The organism is Bradyrhizobium sp. KB893862 SZCCT0404 (assembly GCF_018130885.1).
Classification (GTDB): domain Bacteria; phylum Pseudomonadota; class Alphaproteobacteria; order Rhizobiales; family Xanthobacteraceae; genus Bradyrhizobium; species Bradyrhizobium stylosanthis.
The window spans coordinates 18,974-35,927 of record NZ_JAFCLT010000019.1 but is presented as its reverse complement, the minus strand read 5'-3'; the positions used below and the strand labels follow the sequence as shown (position 1 = coordinate 35,927).

Genomic DNA, 16,954 nt, shown 5'->3' with positions numbered 1-16,954 from the left:
TCTCCTATTCCGCCGGGCACGCCGCGACGACCGACTGCCGGCGGTCGAGCTGTAGGCTCCACAGCGCCAGCACGAGCCCCACCGCCGTGATGCCGGCCGCGACCAGCGGCAACGTGGAAAGGCCGAGCCCGCGAGCGATGGTGACCCCACCGGCCCAGGCGCCAAGTGCGTTGCCGAGATTGAACGCGGCGATGTTGAGGCTGGAGGCGAGCGTGCGGCCACTGGGACCGGCCGCTTCCAGCACGCGAAGCTGAAGCGGCGCGACGGTTGCAAAAGCGGCGATGCCGAGCAGCAGGATCAGCGCGACGGCTGCGATCTTCACCGACAGCACGGCAGCAAGGCCGAGCAACACGATGGCGAGCGCGGCGAGCGTCCCGGTCAGGGCGCGGGCGAGGCCGAGGTCGGCGAGCTTGCCGCCGGCGACATTGCCGATCGCAAGGCCGACGCCGAACACCAGCAGGATCGGCGAGACCGCTTCCTCCGAAAAGCCGGTGAAGCGCGTCAGGATCGGCTGGATATAGGTGAAGACGACGAACAGGCCGGCAAAGCCGAACACGGTCATGGAGAGGCCGAGCAGCACCTGCGGACGGCTGAGCACTGCGACTTCCTCGGACAGCGAGACCGGCTTGTCGCCATTGCCGACATGACCTGGCACGAGCGCTGCAACCACCGCAAAGGCGATCACGCCGATGACGGTCACCGCCCAGAACGCCGCGCGCCAGCCCAGCATCAGGCCGAACCAGGCGCCGAAGGGCACGCCCAGCAGTGTCGCGACCGTCAGGCCGATGAACATGGTGGAAATCGCGGAGGCGCGCTTGTCTTCGGCGACGAGGCTGGTCGCCACCACCGAGCCGACGCCAAAGAACGTGCCGTGGGCGAGCGAGGTCAGCACGCGCGCCGCCATCAGCAGTTCGTAGTTCGGGGCCAGCGCACAGGCGGCATTGCCGAGCGTGAAGATCGCCATCAGCGCCAGCAGCACGGTCTTCCGCGGCAACCGTCGCGTCGTCAGCGTCAGGACCGGCGCGCCGACGAATACGCCGAGCGCATAGCCGGAGATCAGCAGGCCCGCGACCGGCACGGATACATGCATGTCGGCGGCGACCTGCAGCAGCAGGCCCATGATGATGAATTCGGTGGTGCCGATGCCGAAGGCACCGGCGGTGAGCGCGAGGACGGCGGGAGGCATGCAGTGCTCCAATGGATAAGACGAGCCACGCAGATAGCCGTGCGCCGGCAAAACCATTAGGATGTCCGCAATCCAATCATTTATGACATGAATTCAACATGGCCCGTTTCGACACCAACCGCTCCGCCGAGATGGAGGTCTTCGTCCGCGTCGTCGACCTCGGCGGCTTCACCCCAGCCGCGCGAAAAATGCGCCTGACGCCGTCGGGGGTAAGCAAGCTGATCTCGCGGCTGGAGGCGCGGCTCGGCACGCGGCTGATCAACCGCACCACACGCAAGCTCACGCTGACCGAGGAAGGCCAGGCCTTCTACCAGCGCGCGTTGCGCATCCTCGCCGAGATGGAGGAGGCCGAGCGCGAGGCGGCGTCGGGCGCGGCACCGCGCGGCCGCCTCACCGTGAACAGCAACATCCCGTTCGGCATGATGCATATGATGCCGCTGATCCCGCGTTTCCTCCAAGAGCACCCCGAGATCACGCTCGACCTCGTGCTGACCGACACGCTGATCGACCTGATGCAGGAACGCGCCGACGTCGCCATCCGTGTCGGCCCCCTGAAAGCCTCGCGCCTGATCGCCCGCAAGCTCGGCACCAGCCGCATGGTGGTCGTCGGCGCCCCGGGCTACCTCGCGCGCGCGGGCACGCCGAAGACGCCGGCGGATCTCGCCGATCACCGCGGCATCGGCTGGACCTTTTCGCGCATCCGCGGCGGCTGGCCGTTCAAGCGCGGCGATCGCACCGAGGAAGCCGTGCCGCCACAGGTCGCGCGCGCCAGCGACGGCGAAGCCGCCCGCCGTCTCTGCCTCGGCGGCGTCGGTCTCGCCCGCCTCGCGCTCTTCCACATCGGTCCCGACATCGAAGCCGGCCGCCTGGTCCCCGTCCTGCAAGGCTACAATCCCGGCGACCGCGAAGACATCCACGCCGTCTATGTCGGCCACACCGCGCCGCTCCCCGCGCGCGTGCGCGCCTTCATCGATTTCCTCGCCGAGCATGTGCGCGTGAGCGATCCCGCGCTGAAGCGAGCGGCGGATGGGAAGTGGAAGATGGTGGGATGAGGCGGAGGGCTCGGAAGGAATCCGCCTTCGCCCGGCGGGCGTCGGCGCGACAGCCTTCCGCGATCTTGGTTTGCGTGGGGCTGGCGGAGAGAGTGGTAACGAACCCCAATCCCGTACCTTGCCTTTGATTTATTTAAGATTTTAGGCTCGCTCGATATAAAATGTGTACACGCGTGTGTTAGCTTGTCAACGCTGCCACGAAGGACCCGGTGTCCGGAACGCGCGAACTGCAAAACGCGTCAAGCTTCGCCTGCGCAGCTTTGGCAGCCCCTTACCTCGGACTCCATCGGATTGCGCTCGCACCGGAGTCTCCTGGCAAGGAACCAAACATGGCTGAGGGCTTCAGCGCCGCCGGCGGGGTGTTCATTTGGTGATTAGGACGGCAGCCGGAGACGCGGATTGGATCCGAATTTCTTCTCGGCCCACTTGCACACCCGATTGGTGATCTTGCTCATGTTCTCGGTGCAGTCTCCGATGACCTCGGCGCCCGAGTTCCAGTTGATGATATAAATCCAAGCGATGTGTTCGCGCTTGCCGACTTGGTAGACGTACATGTCGATTTCATCAACGTCGTCGAGCATCGACAACAGCTTCTCGCGCCCGCCCTTGCGGCTGACGTAGTCTTCGACTCCGCGATCGGAGAGCGAGATTTCGTAACCTGCCGCGAGCAGGTCATCAACGAGCCGCGCGCGGACTTCGTAGTTGACCCGCTGGCGCCAGTCCTTGACGATCGGAACGAGCCTGCGGTTGCTGCGCAAATCGTAGGCGGAGCCATCGAGCCAGACAATCTGCTCTTTGTCGCCGCCGTCGGTACGGAAAATCGCAGGGAACGGCTTGTTGTCGAACGCCTTCTGATTTTGAATGACCTGATCGGGGATAGTCACGATCTGCTCTTCCTTGCTGGTGTGGGCGATGTACTTCGCCAGAGCCTTTCGTTCGAACGTGAATTCCGGATCCATGTTTAGAGTCCTTCGTTTGTCGTGGTTGCTATGTCGTCTCGAGGACGACAATCTCGCAAGCGGTCCGGTAACGGTCCCTCGCAAGCGTGGCAAAGGATCATGATCTCTCGGCGGCCGGGGCGCAAACCGCAGTGGGAAGCTAAGTCGTCTACATGCGCTATCTGCTAGTTCTCCCCATAAATATTCAGACGTCAGCAAGTGCCGATTTGCTAGTGCCTGCGGACCCGACAAACGCTTCGGGCCGCCGCGCGGACCTGGATGGCGCTTTAGTTGAACACGCCGGAGACCGAAGCGACGCTGGCCGTCCCTTGGATGTGACGAAGCTGATCAACGCTCTGAGCGATGATCGCAGTGGTGCACGCCTCGCGCGTCTCGCGCGCTCAAGGGCACACAAAAAGGCTTAGATCGCGGCGGATGCGGCGGCCATAATCGCGAGACCTGTCACCCGAGCGAATGATGCTTCGACCGCGACGCGGAACCCCCGGCCTGCCGGGTTCATCGGACCGAAAGCGGGTCTTTGCGAGGCTTTGACGGACCGGCAAACTCGGCGACTTTCCGCGGCGGGTCGGGGGCGAGCACCGGCGCAGCGGCTTCCCCTTTGTCCTTCATGCCGCCCCCCTTCACCAGGCCGAAGATCGCGGGGATGACGATCAGGGTCAGCAGGGTCGAAGAGATCATGCCACCGATCATCGGCACCGCGATGCGCTGCATAATCTCCGACCCCGTCCCCGTGCTCCACATGATGGGGAGCAGCCCCGCCATGATCGCGACCACCGTCATCATCTTCGGACGGACACGCTCCACAGCGCCCTCCATGATCGCCTCGCGCAGGTCGGCGCGGCTCAAGGTCCGGCCCTCGGCAAGACGGCGGCTTTTGACCTCCTCCAGCGCGTGGTTGAGATAGATCAACATCACCACGCCGGTCTCGGCGGCCACGCCGGCGAGCGCGATGAAGCCGACGGCAACGGCGACCGAGAGGTTGAAGCCGAGCCACCACATCAGCCAAAGCCCGCCGACCAGCGCGAACGGGAGCGAGAGCATTACGATCAACGTCTCGGCGATCGACCGGAAGTTCAAATACAGCAGCAGGAAGATGATCAGCAGCGTTGCGGGGACCACGATCTTGAGGCGCGCCGCCGCCCGCTCCAGATATTCGTACTGGCCGCTCCAGACCACGTAGTACCCCGGCGGAAACTGGACGCTGCCCTGGACAGCGCGCTGCGCGTCCGCGACGTAGCCGCCGAGATCGCGCTCGCGGATGTCCACGTACACGTAGGTCGCAAGCTGCGCATTCTCCGTCCGGATCGAGGTCGGGCCGCGTGTGAGCTGGACGGTCGCGACCTCCGCGAGCGGAACGGCTCCGCCGGCCGGCATTGGAACGAGGATGTCGCTTGCGATCTTCTTCGGATTGTCCCGGAGGTCGCGGGGATAGCGCATGTTGACGGTGAAGCGCTGCCTGCCTTCGACGGTGGTCGTGATTGTCTGGCCGCCGAGAGCGGTCCCGATGGTGTCCTGGACGTCCTGGACCATGATCCCGTAGCGCGCCAGCGCCGCCCTATCGGGCGTGATTTCCAGGTAGTAGCCACCGATGCCGCGCTCCGCGTAGGCGGAGGACGTTCCGGGCACGGCCCGCAGCACCTGCTCGACCTGCTTGGCGAGCCTGTCGATCTCGACGAGATCGGTGCCGATCACTTTGACGCCGACGGGCGTCCGGATGCCTGTCGACAGCATGTCAATGCGTGCCTTGATCGGCATCGTCCAGGCGTTGGAAACCCCCGGGAATTGAAGCGCCTTGTCCATCTCGGCGATCAGTCCATCGATGGTGAGGCCTGGGCGCCACCGCTCCTTCGGCTTGAGGTTGACGACCGTCTCGAACATCTCGGTCGGCGCCGGGTCGGTCGAGGTAGAAGCTCGGCCGGCCTTGCCGTAGACGGACTCCACCTCCGGGAACGATTTGATGATCCGATCCTGCGTCTGCATCAGCTCGCCGGCTTTGGTGATCGAGATGCCGGGCAGCGTCGTCGGCATGTAGAGCAGCGTGCCTTCGTTGAGGTTCGGCATGAATTCGGTTCCGAGCTGGCGCGCCGGCCAGATAGTCACCGCGAGTACGGCGAGCGCGAGCAGAACGACAAGCGTCTTGGCGCGGAGCACGCCCTTGATGACGGGACGGTAGACCCAGATCAGGAAGCGGTTAATCGGGTTTCTGTGCTCAGGAATGATGCGCCCGCGGACGAAGATCACCATCAGCGCCGGCACCAGGGTGACAGATAGCAGCGCCGCCGCCGCCATCGAGAACGTCTTGGTGAAGGCAAGCGGGCTGAACAGCCGCCCTTCCTGCGATTCCAGGGTGAAGATCGGCATGAACGACACGGTGATGATCAGGAGGCTGAAGAACAGCGCCGGACCTACCTCCGAGGCCGCCTCGATCAGGATGGTCACCCGCGATTTGCCGGGCTCGGCTCGCTCGAGATGCTTGTGCGCGTTCTCGATCATCACGATGGCGGCGTCCACCATGGCGCCGATGGCGATGGCGATGCCGCCGAGGCTCATGATGTTCGAGCCGATCCCGAGCAGCTTCATCGCCCCGAACGCCATCAGGACGCCGACCGGCAGCATCAGGATGGCGACGAGCGCGCTGCGGACGTGCAGCAGGAAAACGACGCACACCAACGCGACGACCAGGCTTTCCTCGAACAGCGTGCGCTTAAGCGTGTCGATCGCGGCGTAGATCAGGTCCGACCGGTCGTAGACCGGAACGATCTCGACCGACTTCGGAAGGCTGGTCGCGATCTCCTTGAACCGCTTCTTCACGTTCTCGATGACGTCGAGGGCGTTCATTCCGAAGCGCTGTAGGACGATACCGCTGGCCACCTCGCCTTCGCCGTTCAGTTCGGTGATGCCGCGCCGTTCGTCGGGTCCCAATTCGACCCGGGACACGTCACGCAGCAACACGGGCGTGCCCCCGTCGGTCTTGAGGACGATGCCGCCCAGATCGTCGATGCTCTTCAGATAGCCCCGACCCCGGATGACGTATTCGAACTCCGACAGCTCGACGGTCCGCCCACCGACGTCGGCGTTGCTGGCGCGGATCGCGTCCCGGACCTTCTGCATGGTGATGCCGAGGTCGCGCATCCGTTGCGCATCGAGAACGACATTGTACTGCTTCACGAAGCCGCCGACGCTTGCCACCTCGGCGACGCCCTCGGCCTTGGCCAGCGCGAATTTAAGATTCCAGTCCTGGATGGTCCGCGTGTCCGCGAGATTGAGCTCCTTCGACATGACCGCATACTGGTAGACCCAGCCGACGCCGGTTGCGTCGGGACCGATGGTCGGCGTTACTCCCGCCGGCAACCGCGATGCGGCTCCATTGAGGAATTCGAGCACCCGCGAGCGCGCCCAATAGATGTCTGTGCCGTCCTCGAAGATCACGTAGACGAACGAGACTCCGAAGAACGAGAAGCCGCGGACGACCTTGGATTTCGGCACCGTCAGCATCGCGGTCGCGAGCGGATAAGTGACCTGGTCTTCGATCACCTGCGGCGCCTGCCCCGGATACTCCGTGTAGACGATGACCTGGGTATCGGAGAGGTCCGGAATGGCGTCCAGCGGCAGATGGACGAGCGCGTAGATTCCCGCAGCCGCGGCGAAGCCGGTGCCGAACAGCACCAGCAGCAGGTTGCGCGCCGACCAGGCGATCAGGCGGGCGATCATGGACGCGCCCCCATACTTCCGCTTGTGGCTTCGGTCGGCTTCTCGCCGCTCGCCTCGGCAAAGCCCTTCAACGCGGCCTTCAGGTTGCTCTCGGCGTCGATCAGGAAATTGGCCGAGGTGACGACCAACTCGCCCTCCGACACCCCTTGGGTGACCTCGATCAAGCCGCCACCTCGCCGGCCGAGCTTCACTTCGCGCGGTTCGAAGCGTCCATCGCCCTTGTCGACGAGGACGGCCTGGCGGCTCCCGCTGTCGAGCACGGCGCTCTCCGGCACCGCCAGCACCGGTCCAGGCGTACCGGTCTCGATCTCTGCGTCGACGTACATCTCGGGGCGCAGTAGCTCGTCGGGATTAGGCACCTCGACCCGGATGCGCGCGGTGCGCGTGGCGGCGTTGAGATGGGGATAGACCAACGCCACCGTGCCGCCGAAGCTCTGCCCCGCGAGCGCGCGAGGCCTGATGGTCACCATGGTGCCGACGGCGACCTGGACCAGGTCGCGCTCGGCGACATCGATGAGAACCCATACTAGGCGGTGATCGGCGATCCTGAAGAGAACGTCGCCGGGCCCCGCGCGCATGCCGGGAACGACGTTGCGCTCGAGGATCTCGCCGTCCTGCGGCGCGAGCCACGGAATCGAGAGCGAGATTTCCTTGGTGCGCTCAAGCTCCTTGATGGACGGCTCCGGGGCCGCGAGATTCTGCAGCCTGCGCCGCGCGCCCTTGAGCGCCTGGCCGGTCGCGCCGGCGTTGACGGCAGAGAGATATTCCGCAGCCGCGCTGGAAAGCGCCGAGCTGTACACGTTCAGAAGCGGCTGCCCCTTGTGGACATGATCCCCGGTCGTGACGTTTGCGACGCTCTCGACGAATCCTTCGAAGCGCAGCGCGACGACGGAAACACGCCGCTCGTCCTCCCTGACGGTCCCCGGCGCCCGGATCACCGACGTGACGGGCCGCCGCGAGACCGGCTCGGATTTGGCGCCCGTGCGCTGGATCTTCCCCGGCGAGAGCTTGACGGAGCCGTCGTCAGTATCCTCGCCTTCGTAGACCGGGATGTAGTCCATCCCCATCGAGTCCTTCTTCGGCACCGGCGAGGTGTCCGGCAGGCCCATCGGATTGCGATAGTATTTGATCTTGCGATCCGCCTTCCCGTCGGCGGCCTTGGCCCCGGGCGGCTCCTGTTCCGCCTCATCGAAGCTGATGTCCGCGCTCGGCGGGACGGCGCGCCAGGCACGGCCGTCCGACGTCTTTTTCGGCGTGAGGGAGTAAAGCGGCTTCCCGTCCGGATCCTGATAGTAGATCGGCGCGCCGCTTTCCGCGGCGCCAGCGGCCGCGACGACCGACGCGGCAACGAACGGCTTTGCCCGCGGGATCGCGCCCGCGAGCAAGGCGGCACCGACCGCTGCGAAGATCGCAGCGGTCGCGCCCATGACGACGGCGGGCTTCATTTCTGCGCCGTGACGACGAGCTTGTTCTCGACGGTACCCGTCTCGCCCTGGACCTTGGCGCCGAGCGACAACTGCCAACGGCCGGCCATGCTGAAGTTGGCCTTGAAGCGGTATGTCCCCGGCTCCGCGCCCGGCATGGGCGTCACCTTCGTGACCATCTCCTGCATGCCGTCCGGCGCCATGTCGAGTCTGGACGCGAAGATGACGGCGTCCGGCACCGCTTTCCCGGTCTTCTTGTTCACCAGCTTGACCGTGACGATCCTGTCGGCGCCAGCCTGGACGGACGGCTCGACGAGCTGGAATTCGTAGTCCTTGATGTCGGCAAGCGCGAGCTTCGGCGCCCCCACGATGGTGAGGCCGAGCAGCGCGGCGGCGACCGCGCGCGCAGCAGTAATAGTCTTCATGATGTCATTTCCTCGAAACGTCTGATGGACCGCCAAAGCGGCAAGCTTCGACGCGCGTCCTCAGCGGTCGCGCGCCGACACTCCGGCGCCGAGGCGCCGGTCAGATCACGGTTCGAGGTGGTTGGTCCGGCGGATGTTCGCCAAGTCCGTCGATCAGCAGATCGTCAGGCAGGGCGAACGAGCTGCGCGAAAATGTGCGATCCACCAGCGCGCCGACGCCGCTCGGAGTCGGCAAACTGATGGTCAACAGGCAGAGTGCGATAAACGGGCAGGACCCGCAGTTCTTGGCCTTCTGATCCTGCTGATCAGGGCAGCACGGCATGTCGTCTGCCATCGCATGCATCCCGTCGGCAGCCGCCGCCGGTTGCAGGGTGGCCATAGCGGGCACTGACAGGGGCGCGGCAAGAAGCCCCGCCGCCACCACCAGCGCGATCAGCCAGTTGACGACCTTCCTCGGATCCATGGCTCCTTTTCCCATGTTCGGACTGGACCTGCAAATCGAGGGCCCATCACGATTACGACAGATCCGGCGTGGTTCGTACGCAATACCCGCGGCATCCAAGGCTGAGCGGCCATCCGAAGGCAAAGGGCCAGACCGCGGTCGGCGCCAGGCGCGTCCGGGAGGGTTCACCAGAACTCGAACGGCAAATGAGCGTCCGAAACCGAGCTTAGGCTGGAAGCGGCACTTTTGCCGACGACAGTGGCCTTCTTTGTGGAATGGGAAGCAGGATGCCACGAAGACCGGCAACCCGCTTGCCGCTACTTCTAGGCTGGCACGGCCGCTTCAACGATCGCCGTTTGCGCGAATCTTCCGGTCAGTCCTGTCAAGGTCACGTTTTCCAGCATCGCATCGTGGGGGATGAGCACGTAACGCCATGGCTTTCCGCCATAGGTCTTGGCATGATCGTTGGCGTGCCCCACCCAGGTCCGGGCAGCTTTCGCCTTGGCTCTCACCGTCTCATCCTCAAGGTCGCGCCGGGCCTTGATTTCGACGATGAGCTTTTCGGCTGTCGTCTCCACGACAAAATCGGGCTCATAACGCTCGCCACGCCGGAATTCGATTTGGAATTGCTTACTGCCCGGCTTCACCCACCGCAGCACGTCGGGCTCATGTTCGGAATCTATCAAGACGGCGAAGCGCCGTTCTTCGTCGGACTGGAAGCTTTGATGCTCATAGAGACATTGTTTGAAGCCACCATAGACGTAGCGCCGCGTGTCGCTTGGCGGCACGACGGGCGCGCGGAAGTCGCGCACCTCTTTGGTGTCGGCGACTCGAAAATTGATGCTCTGCAGCACCTGAAAGCCTTTCGAAACCCGGGCGCGATACTTTGTCGGTGTCTCTACGTAGTGACCATCGGCCATCATCTGCCGGAAGATGAACTGCGCGAGGCCTTTGCCCTGATGCAAGAGCACGCTTTCAACGTCCTCGTCTGATGAAAGGTAGGAGCGCAGATGAGCCACCATCTGCCCGGCGAGTTTGTAGAGAAGATCGGAGTTGGCATCGTAGTCCACCTGATTGTAGTCCAGGAGGTGGACGACGAGATAATCCTCAAGCCGGTCCTCGCGAACGACGGCCATGTTGCGGGCAATCGTCTGCCGAGCGCCGGTGCGCAGATTCTGCACCATGATTTCGTCGGATAGGGGCTGCGGCGCGATCGTATCGAGATTGGCTAGATCGAATTCTGCGAACGAGAACGTCACGTCGCCGGTCGGCAGCACCACAATCTCGGGAATTTCGATCATGTGATCGGCGATGTTGGTTGCCACCGCGCCAACAATTTTGGCAACGTCTGGCTTGTCCAAGATGCCTTCAAGTGCGCCCTGAATGGGTCGCGTCAGTTCTTCGACCCGCTGCGCGATCTTGGCTTGCACCTCCGGCGCGCGAAGCTGGTCGAGATTGGGCAGCTCGCGTTCCATCTGGCGGATGACCTGATAGGTCACATGCGCCACGGTCTTCGCCTGCTCGCCCTGAAACACCGCCTGGGGCTCTTCGCCAAACGCGCCAGCGCCGCCGATAACCCTCTCCACTACGGTTGGCGATGTCAATTCAACCTTTCCGTCGCGCCACACTTCGCCGTCACCGCCGATTTCCACCGACTTGAGGACGATGGAGCCCGGCTCCTTGGCCTTCTGGATGATTTCGTCGAAGCGGTCATGTGCAATGATGGTAAGCGTATCGACGGCCTCATCGCCCGTGCGCTCGCCATAAGGCAAGCGAAGCCCACGGCCCAAGGTCTGCTCCGTGAGAATATCCGATGCCGAAGCGCGCAACGGTACGATCGTATAGAGGTTGGTCACGTCCCAACCTTCTTTCAGCTTGTTGACGTGGATGACAATTTCCGTCGACCCGTCCTGTTCAAGCGCGACCAGCCGCGCGGTGGCTTCGTCGCTTTCCTCGCCACGCAGGGCGGAATCGACGCGAATGACGCGGCCTTGATAACGCCCGCCGAAGAACCCTTGGGCTTCGATGGTGCGTCGAATAGCTTCGGCGTGCGTCGTATCCTGCGCGACCACAAGCATGAAGGGATGGACAAGGGCGCGGCCGGTCAGTTCCGCATAATCCCTAAGCTTCAGTTTAACGTTCTCATGGGCGTGGATTCCGTCTTCAAGCTTGATCCGCTCAAGCTCCGTTTCATTGACCGATTTCGGATCGAAATCCTTACGCGTGGCGACGGCGGGCTCCTTAACAAAGGCGTCGGCCATCGCGTCGCCCAGGTCATAGCGATAAATCACGTTCTTGAAGTCAACAGCCTTCGCGCCGACCGTCTTCGGTGTCGCCGTTAATTCCAGCCCAAGCATGGGTCTAAGATCGGCGATGGCCTTGAAGCCAGCCTTCGCCCGGTAGCGATGCGCCTCGTCCATCAGGAAGACGAGGTCCGGCAGACTGGCGAGATAATTGTAATAGCCTTCCTCGCCGATCACGTCGTTCGGACCGCGAATGCGACCGACTTCCTTGTTGATCTTATCGACGTTGAAGACGTTGATGATCACATCAGCGTCGAACAATTCGCCGTGCCGCCGCAAGCCACGCCCTTGGTCCCAGTTCTCTCCGGTAACGAGTACGGGCGGATTCTGCGCGAACTCCGAGATTCCCTTGAAGACATATTTTGGCGTGCCAGGCTTAAAGTCCTCAAGCAGCTTGTTATAGATCGTCGTATTCGGCGCGAGCACGAAGAAGTTCCTCGAGAAGGGCTGATCAGAGCCGTTCCGGCGCCCCAGATAGAGATAGGTGATGAATGCGCCCATGAGCCGCGTCTTGCCCACACCGGTCGCGAGCGCGAAACAGAGCGACGGGAAATCGCGCTCGAAATCTTCAACCTCGCGAACATCGCCCCCAGCGAGGCTTTGAGTGACTTGCAGTGCGGCAGCAAGATCCGAGGCTGGAAGGTCGATCCTATCTAGCACATCGGCGAGAATTTCGAGCGAGCGTGCCTGCGGTGATCGCAATGACATCCGGGCGGTAATCTGGCGAATGAGACGATCGGGTCTGATTTCGGACGTGGCTTCCAACATGCTCACGCCTCCCCTTCGCCGAAAAGAGTCGGCTGGATGTCCGTCGACTTCCCGCGCCCTCGCTTGTGACCATTAGGCGCGCGTCCCCGGGACTCCTTGTCGCCGGCGACGCCGTCCGGCTCACGCGCCGGTAGTTCAGCGATTTCTAGGCTGTAGTCGTCACGTCCCCATTCGCACCGATTGAGGATGGAGTGCGGTATCTTCTTGACCGTCAGATTTTCGAAATCATCCAGCCGGGCGTTGAATGCCTTGCAGCAAATGAGCAGGGTACGGTCGGGCCCCACGTCGTGCGAGATTGCCTTCAACTGATCATGGGTGAGGCTCGTCGTTGTAACAAAGATGAAATCGCGCTCCGAAGAGTGGCCGTGCCTCCAGTATTCCGTTACGTCCTGTGACGGCTGGTAGGTAAAACCCATGTGGCAACACATCGCTTCGGCGAGCATGGCAGCGTTGTACGTCTTGGCGATGACCCAGTTGCCCCACTTGTCCTTTTCGAGAAGCGACGGCGCGAGGTGATAGAAGCGAAAGCCGCCACCGCCCTGCCAGCCCGTGGCTCCAGTGACTCCCCCCTCGTCCTTGCCGTCGACCACCTTTTTTAGACGAGGGACAATATGCGTGACAGCATGCTCGCCGAGTTCGGCCATGATCCAGCGCCGCCCCATTTTGTGAGCAACTGCGCCTGTCGTACCGGAGCCCGCGAAAGAGTCGAGCACCAGGTCGTTCGGCTTCGTGGCCAAAGACAAAATGCGATGCAACAATCGCTCCGGCTTTGGCGTTGCAAACGCCTTGTCTGCAAATAGCTCAATCGACTCCTGCTTAGCCTCTTGCGTGTGACCAACATCGTCGTGTGGCCAAAACGTTTGAGGGGTTACGCCCTCCTTTACTTCCGCCAAGAAGCGCTTGATCTGAGGAATCGCGCCACCGTCCCGTCCCCACCAGATGCGCTTATCTTTATCGAGTTCCCAAAACTTCTTCTCGTCCACACGCCAATAGTTCTTGTTCGGTGGTCCCGGAATAGTACGCCCAGAAGGAGTCTTTATCGGGTAAAGGCCTTTACTGTAGTAGTTTCTCGCCGAAAGATCGCCCGGCTTCCAACGTCCGCGCGGGTCGTTATCGGGGTTCTTGTAAGCAGCATCCTGTTTCTCTGTTCGCGGCATCGGGTTGGGGATCCATTTCTCCGCGTTTTTTGCTATTACAAGTATGTAATCGTGATCCTCCGAGAAATGGCGGGCCGTTGATTTCGGCGAGTAGTTTTTGCGCCATATTACGGATGTTATGAAGTTAGACCGCCCGAATATCTCGTCACAAAGCACCTTCAGATAGTGCGCCTCATTGTCGTCTATGGTGATCCACAGCGAGCCATCATCCGAAAGAAGCCGGCGGATTAATTCGAGTCGATCACGCATCAGCGATAACCAAAGCGAATGCTCGAGACCATCGTCGTAGTGCTCGAACGCGCTGCCGGTGTTGTAAGGCGGATCAATGAAGACGCACTTGACCTTGCCAGCATAGTCGGCCTCTAGCGCCTTGAGCGCCAAAAGGTTATCGCCTTGGATCAGCATGTTCTCGAAGATGTCGTCGTCCCGCTTCGTCGCAGCGTGATGGCTCTTCTTCGCGTCTTCGATGAGGATGCGCGGCTCAAGGCGCGGCCGATCGTTCTTTCCGATCCACGTTAGTTCAAGCCGGGTTCCGCCATTCCGTCCCATCATCACTCCCATAACCCTTTGGCCCTGTTTCTGGCATACTTCACGCGCGTATCTCCCACCGGATGGTAAAAAGCGGCGTCTGCTGCGGCGTCAGCTTGAGGCTGGCCTGAATCGCGTCGAGAAGGTCTTCTACCTCCTTGCGGATGTCCTTCTTGCGCTGGAATTTCGACAGCATCAGTTCGTCGCGCTGGCCTTCGAGCTTCTTAATCGCACGTTGCCTCTCAACCTTGTCCGCTACAGAGAGCCCTGGCGTTGTGCGGAGCTCTTTGCGCTTGGCCTTGATCTCGTCTTCGAGTGCCTTGATCTCGGCGTCGGCCGCCTTCTCCAGATCGTCGGCATAGTTGTCGAGCTTATCGGTTTCCTTGGCGAGGAATTCGGCATTGGCTTGGTCCGCTTCGTCCAAACGGCGCTTGCGCGCGAGGGCTTCGGCCGCATCGATCGCTTCCTTGGGCGGTGTCAGTCCCAGAACCGTGGAAGCGGTAGCGGGGACAAGAAACAAGCGGTCAATCACCTCATCGTCGAGGACCGTTCCATCATCAGCGACAACCGACGTCAGAAGATGCTCAACTGTCTGGTTCGCAGTCCTCACCGCCAAACGCGATACCCGCAACCAACCAGAGCGGCCGATATGCTGTTTCACATTGGCCAGAACGCCATTCCCATAGGCCGAATAATCGAATGTGAGGCTGGCGAGTGGCAGGGTGCGGAGCTTGGCTTTGGCCGTGAGCGTTGAAGCTAGATTGCCGTCCGCCAGCCGGAAGAACTTCCAATGCTGTTCGTCGGCGAGCGGCCAGCCTGTTGTCCATGTCTCCCCGCCGTGAACGAAGATCGGGCTACCATCCGTGTGCTTCGAAAAGGTCGCGCCGGCCAATTCGGCGCGAGCGATGGTGATGAGACGCTCCTCGAACTCGCTCATCATCCGGTCGATGGTCTCCTTACGACTTTTCAGGATGCGAACCACATCCTGATCGAAGAAGCCCATGAGCTTGCCGCGCGCATCGACAACATCGGCCTTGATCTGTTCGTCGAGTTCGGCTTGCAGCCGATCGAACTCGGCATCAATTTCTTCCTTATTGCGTGCCGATTGATGGATCTCAAAAACGCGCCGCTCAAAATCGGTCCCGCTTTCGATCGCCCCCAAGACCTCGTCACTCGCGCCGAACACACCGTCGAACAGCTTGAATTTCTTGTCTAGAAGCTCAAAAACTCGTTCTTCGGCTCGGTTCTTGAGGTTCAGAAAATTGACCACTAGCACGTCGATCACCTGGCCGTAGCGATGACAGCGACCGATGCGCTGTTCCACACGCTGCGGGTTCCAAGGCAGATCAAAATTCATCAGCAACGAGCAGAACTGAAGGTTGATGCCTTCAGCCCCGGATTCCGTTGCGAGAAGGATGGTTTTGCTTTCGCGAAAGGCTTCGACGATCGCGGCTTTCATGTCGGCCGTTTTCGACCCGGAAATGGCATCGCTACCTTCGTGCCGCTCCTTCCAGTCGGCATAGATCGCCTGGCTTTCCAAATCATTGTTCTGGCCGTTCATGAGCGCGATTTGTCCGGCGTAGCCGTTCGCTGCGAGGAGATCGGCCAGGTACTTTTGTGTGCGGACTGATTCCGTGAAGATGACCGCCTTGCGCTTGCCGCCCAGTGACGCGATGCGCTCAAGGACGTCATCTAGAACGCCAATTAGCTTCTCGCCCTTGGCGTTGATATTGATGCTGCGGGCAAGCGCGAGATAGGCTTCCAGTTCGGCGATTTCGGCTTTGAGCCTGGCCGGATCGATACTCGCTTCTGCACCCTCGCCCGCATCGTCGTTGCTCGTCCATTCCTCGGCGATTTCATCGGCGTCGTCGAGGTCGGACACGTCCTCAACAGTCGGCCGTTGCATCGCATTAAGACGTTGAAGGATGGAATCTAAAGTCTGTGCGACCGCAAACGTCGATGAACCTAGAATTTTGCGAACGACAAGCGTGACGAGCTGATTGGGCTTCGCACCGAATGCGATCGTATCCTTGCGTTGGAGATAGGCGGAAAGCCCTTCGTAGAGTTTGACCTCGTTGTCATGCGGTTCGAACTTGAAGGTGACCGGAATACGCTTGGTGTAGTTGATATGCCCGGCTTCCTGCACGTCCTTGCGCAGGGTGCGGCGACAGATCGGCCTAAGCCTGTCACGTAGGATGAGAAGGGTCGCGGGATCGGGCCTACCTCCATACGTCGTCTTGAAGCTCGCCTCATCGCCGAACAGCTTGTCATCAACAATCGAGACAAGGCCGTAGAGCTCCATGAGGGAGTTCTGCAGGGGCGTCGCCGTGAGAAGTAGCTTGAAAGTACCAGTCAAGGCGTCACGCAGCGCCTTCGCTCTTTTCGAGGCACTCTTGCGATAGACATTCCGCAAGCGGTGAGCTTCATCGAAGATGACGAGGTTCCAATTCGTCTTACGAAGATCGTCAGCCTTCAACGCGCCGAACTCATAGGAGGTGACGACGACGTGGTTATCGACTTCGAAAGGGCGAGCGTGTCCCTGTTTCTGGCGCTCCTTGAAACTCTTGGCCTCTAGGATGAACGCCGGAATACCGAACTTGTCGAAAAGCTCTTGGGTCCACTGCTTGCGCAACGACGCCGGGACGACCAGGAGGATGCGCCGGTGACCTTCGGCCCATCGCTGCGCGATGACAAGCCCGGCCTCGATCGTCTTTCCAAGGCCCACCTCGTCGGCGAGGATCGCACCGCGCGGAATCGGCGGCTGCAAGGCGAAGAGCGCCGCGTCGACCTGATGAGGATTCATATCCACCCTCGCAGTCGACAGGGACTTCGCGAAGGCGTCTTCGTTGACGCCTTCCAGGGTTATCCGGTGCGCAAGATATTGGCTGTGGTAGGCGGTATAGTCGGCCATGTGCCCCTTCGTCGGTGACCCGGGCCTGAATCACCGGCTCAACCGCAATTTCTTGTTCGTTTTAGCTCGGACCACTACTCGCGCAAAG

General features: G+C 61.7%; 10 protein-coding genes. 1 reads left to right on the top strand and 9 read right to left on the bottom strand.

Translation table 11 applies throughout. From position 1 onward, the window contains the following. Nucleotides 1-4 precede the first annotated feature (4 nt). On the bottom strand, nt 5-1,186 hold the full coding sequence (locus JQ617_RS38780) for an MFS transporter (protein ID WP_212030946.1): 1,182 nt from the start codon (nt 1,184-1,186) through the stop codon (nt 5-7). 98 nt (nt 1,187-1,284) lie between these two features. Between JQ617_RS38780 and JQ617_RS38775 the strand changes: the two genes are divergently transcribed. Then, nucleotides 1,285-2,238, top strand: a complete 954-nt coding sequence (locus tag JQ617_RS38775; protein ID WP_212030945.1) for a LysR family transcriptional regulator — start codon at nt 1,285-1,287, stop codon at nt 2,236-2,238. A 374-nt stretch (nt 2,239-2,612) separates the two neighbouring features. On the opposite strand, the gene JQ617_RS38770 is transcribed toward JQ617_RS38775, so the two are convergent. The 8 genes from JQ617_RS38770 to JQ617_RS38735 form a co-directional block, all read right to left on the bottom strand. After that, on the bottom strand, nt 2,613-3,197 hold the full coding sequence (locus JQ617_RS38770; protein WP_212030944.1) for a hypothetical protein: 585 nt from the start codon (nt 3,195-3,197) through the stop codon (nt 2,613-2,615). A gap of 495 nt (nt 3,198-3,692) precedes the next feature. Then, nucleotides 3,693-6,908, bottom strand: coding sequence for an efflux RND transporter permease subunit (locus JQ617_RS38765; RefSeq protein WP_212030943.1), 3,216 nt, complete (start codon nt 6,906-6,908; stop codon nt 3,693-3,695). After that, a complete protein-coding gene (locus JQ617_RS38760) occupies nt 6,905-8,353 on the bottom strand; it encodes an efflux RND transporter periplasmic adaptor subunit (RefSeq protein WP_212030942.1) in 1,449 nt (482 codons plus the stop codon). Before JQ617_RS38760 ends, JQ617_RS38765 begins: the two co-directional genes overlap by 4 nt. Continuing rightward, nucleotides 8,350-8,757, bottom strand: a complete 408-nt coding sequence (locus JQ617_RS38755) for a FixH family protein (RefSeq protein WP_212030941.1) — start codon at nt 8,755-8,757, stop codon at nt 8,350-8,352. The genes JQ617_RS38760 and JQ617_RS38755 overlap by 4 nt, the downstream gene beginning before the upstream one ends. 100 nt (nt 8,758-8,857) lie before the next feature. Then, on the bottom strand, nt 8,858-9,220 hold the full coding sequence (locus JQ617_RS38750) for a hypothetical protein (RefSeq protein ID WP_212030940.1): 363 nt from the start codon (nt 9,218-9,220) through the stop codon (nt 8,858-8,860). A gap of 302 nt (nt 9,221-9,522) precedes the next feature. Next, nucleotides 9,523-12,270, bottom strand: a complete 2,748-nt coding sequence (locus JQ617_RS38745; RefSeq protein ID WP_212030939.1) for a DEAD/DEAH box helicase family protein — start codon at nt 12,268-12,270, stop codon at nt 9,523-9,525. Nucleotides 12,271-12,272: 2 nt separating this feature from the next. After that, nucleotides 12,273-13,988 carry a site-specific DNA-methyltransferase gene (locus JQ617_RS38740; protein ID WP_249157859.1) on the bottom strand — a complete coding sequence of 572 codons (1,716 nt, stop codon included), beginning with the start codon at nt 13,986-13,988 and terminating at the stop codon, nt 12,273-12,275. 28 nt (nt 13,989-14,016) lie between these two features. Further along, on the bottom strand, nt 14,017-16,866 hold the full coding sequence (locus JQ617_RS38735) for an SNF2-related protein (protein ID WP_212030938.1): 2,850 nt from the start codon (nt 16,864-16,866) through the stop codon (nt 14,017-14,019). Nucleotides 16,867-16,954 lie beyond the last annotated feature (88 nt).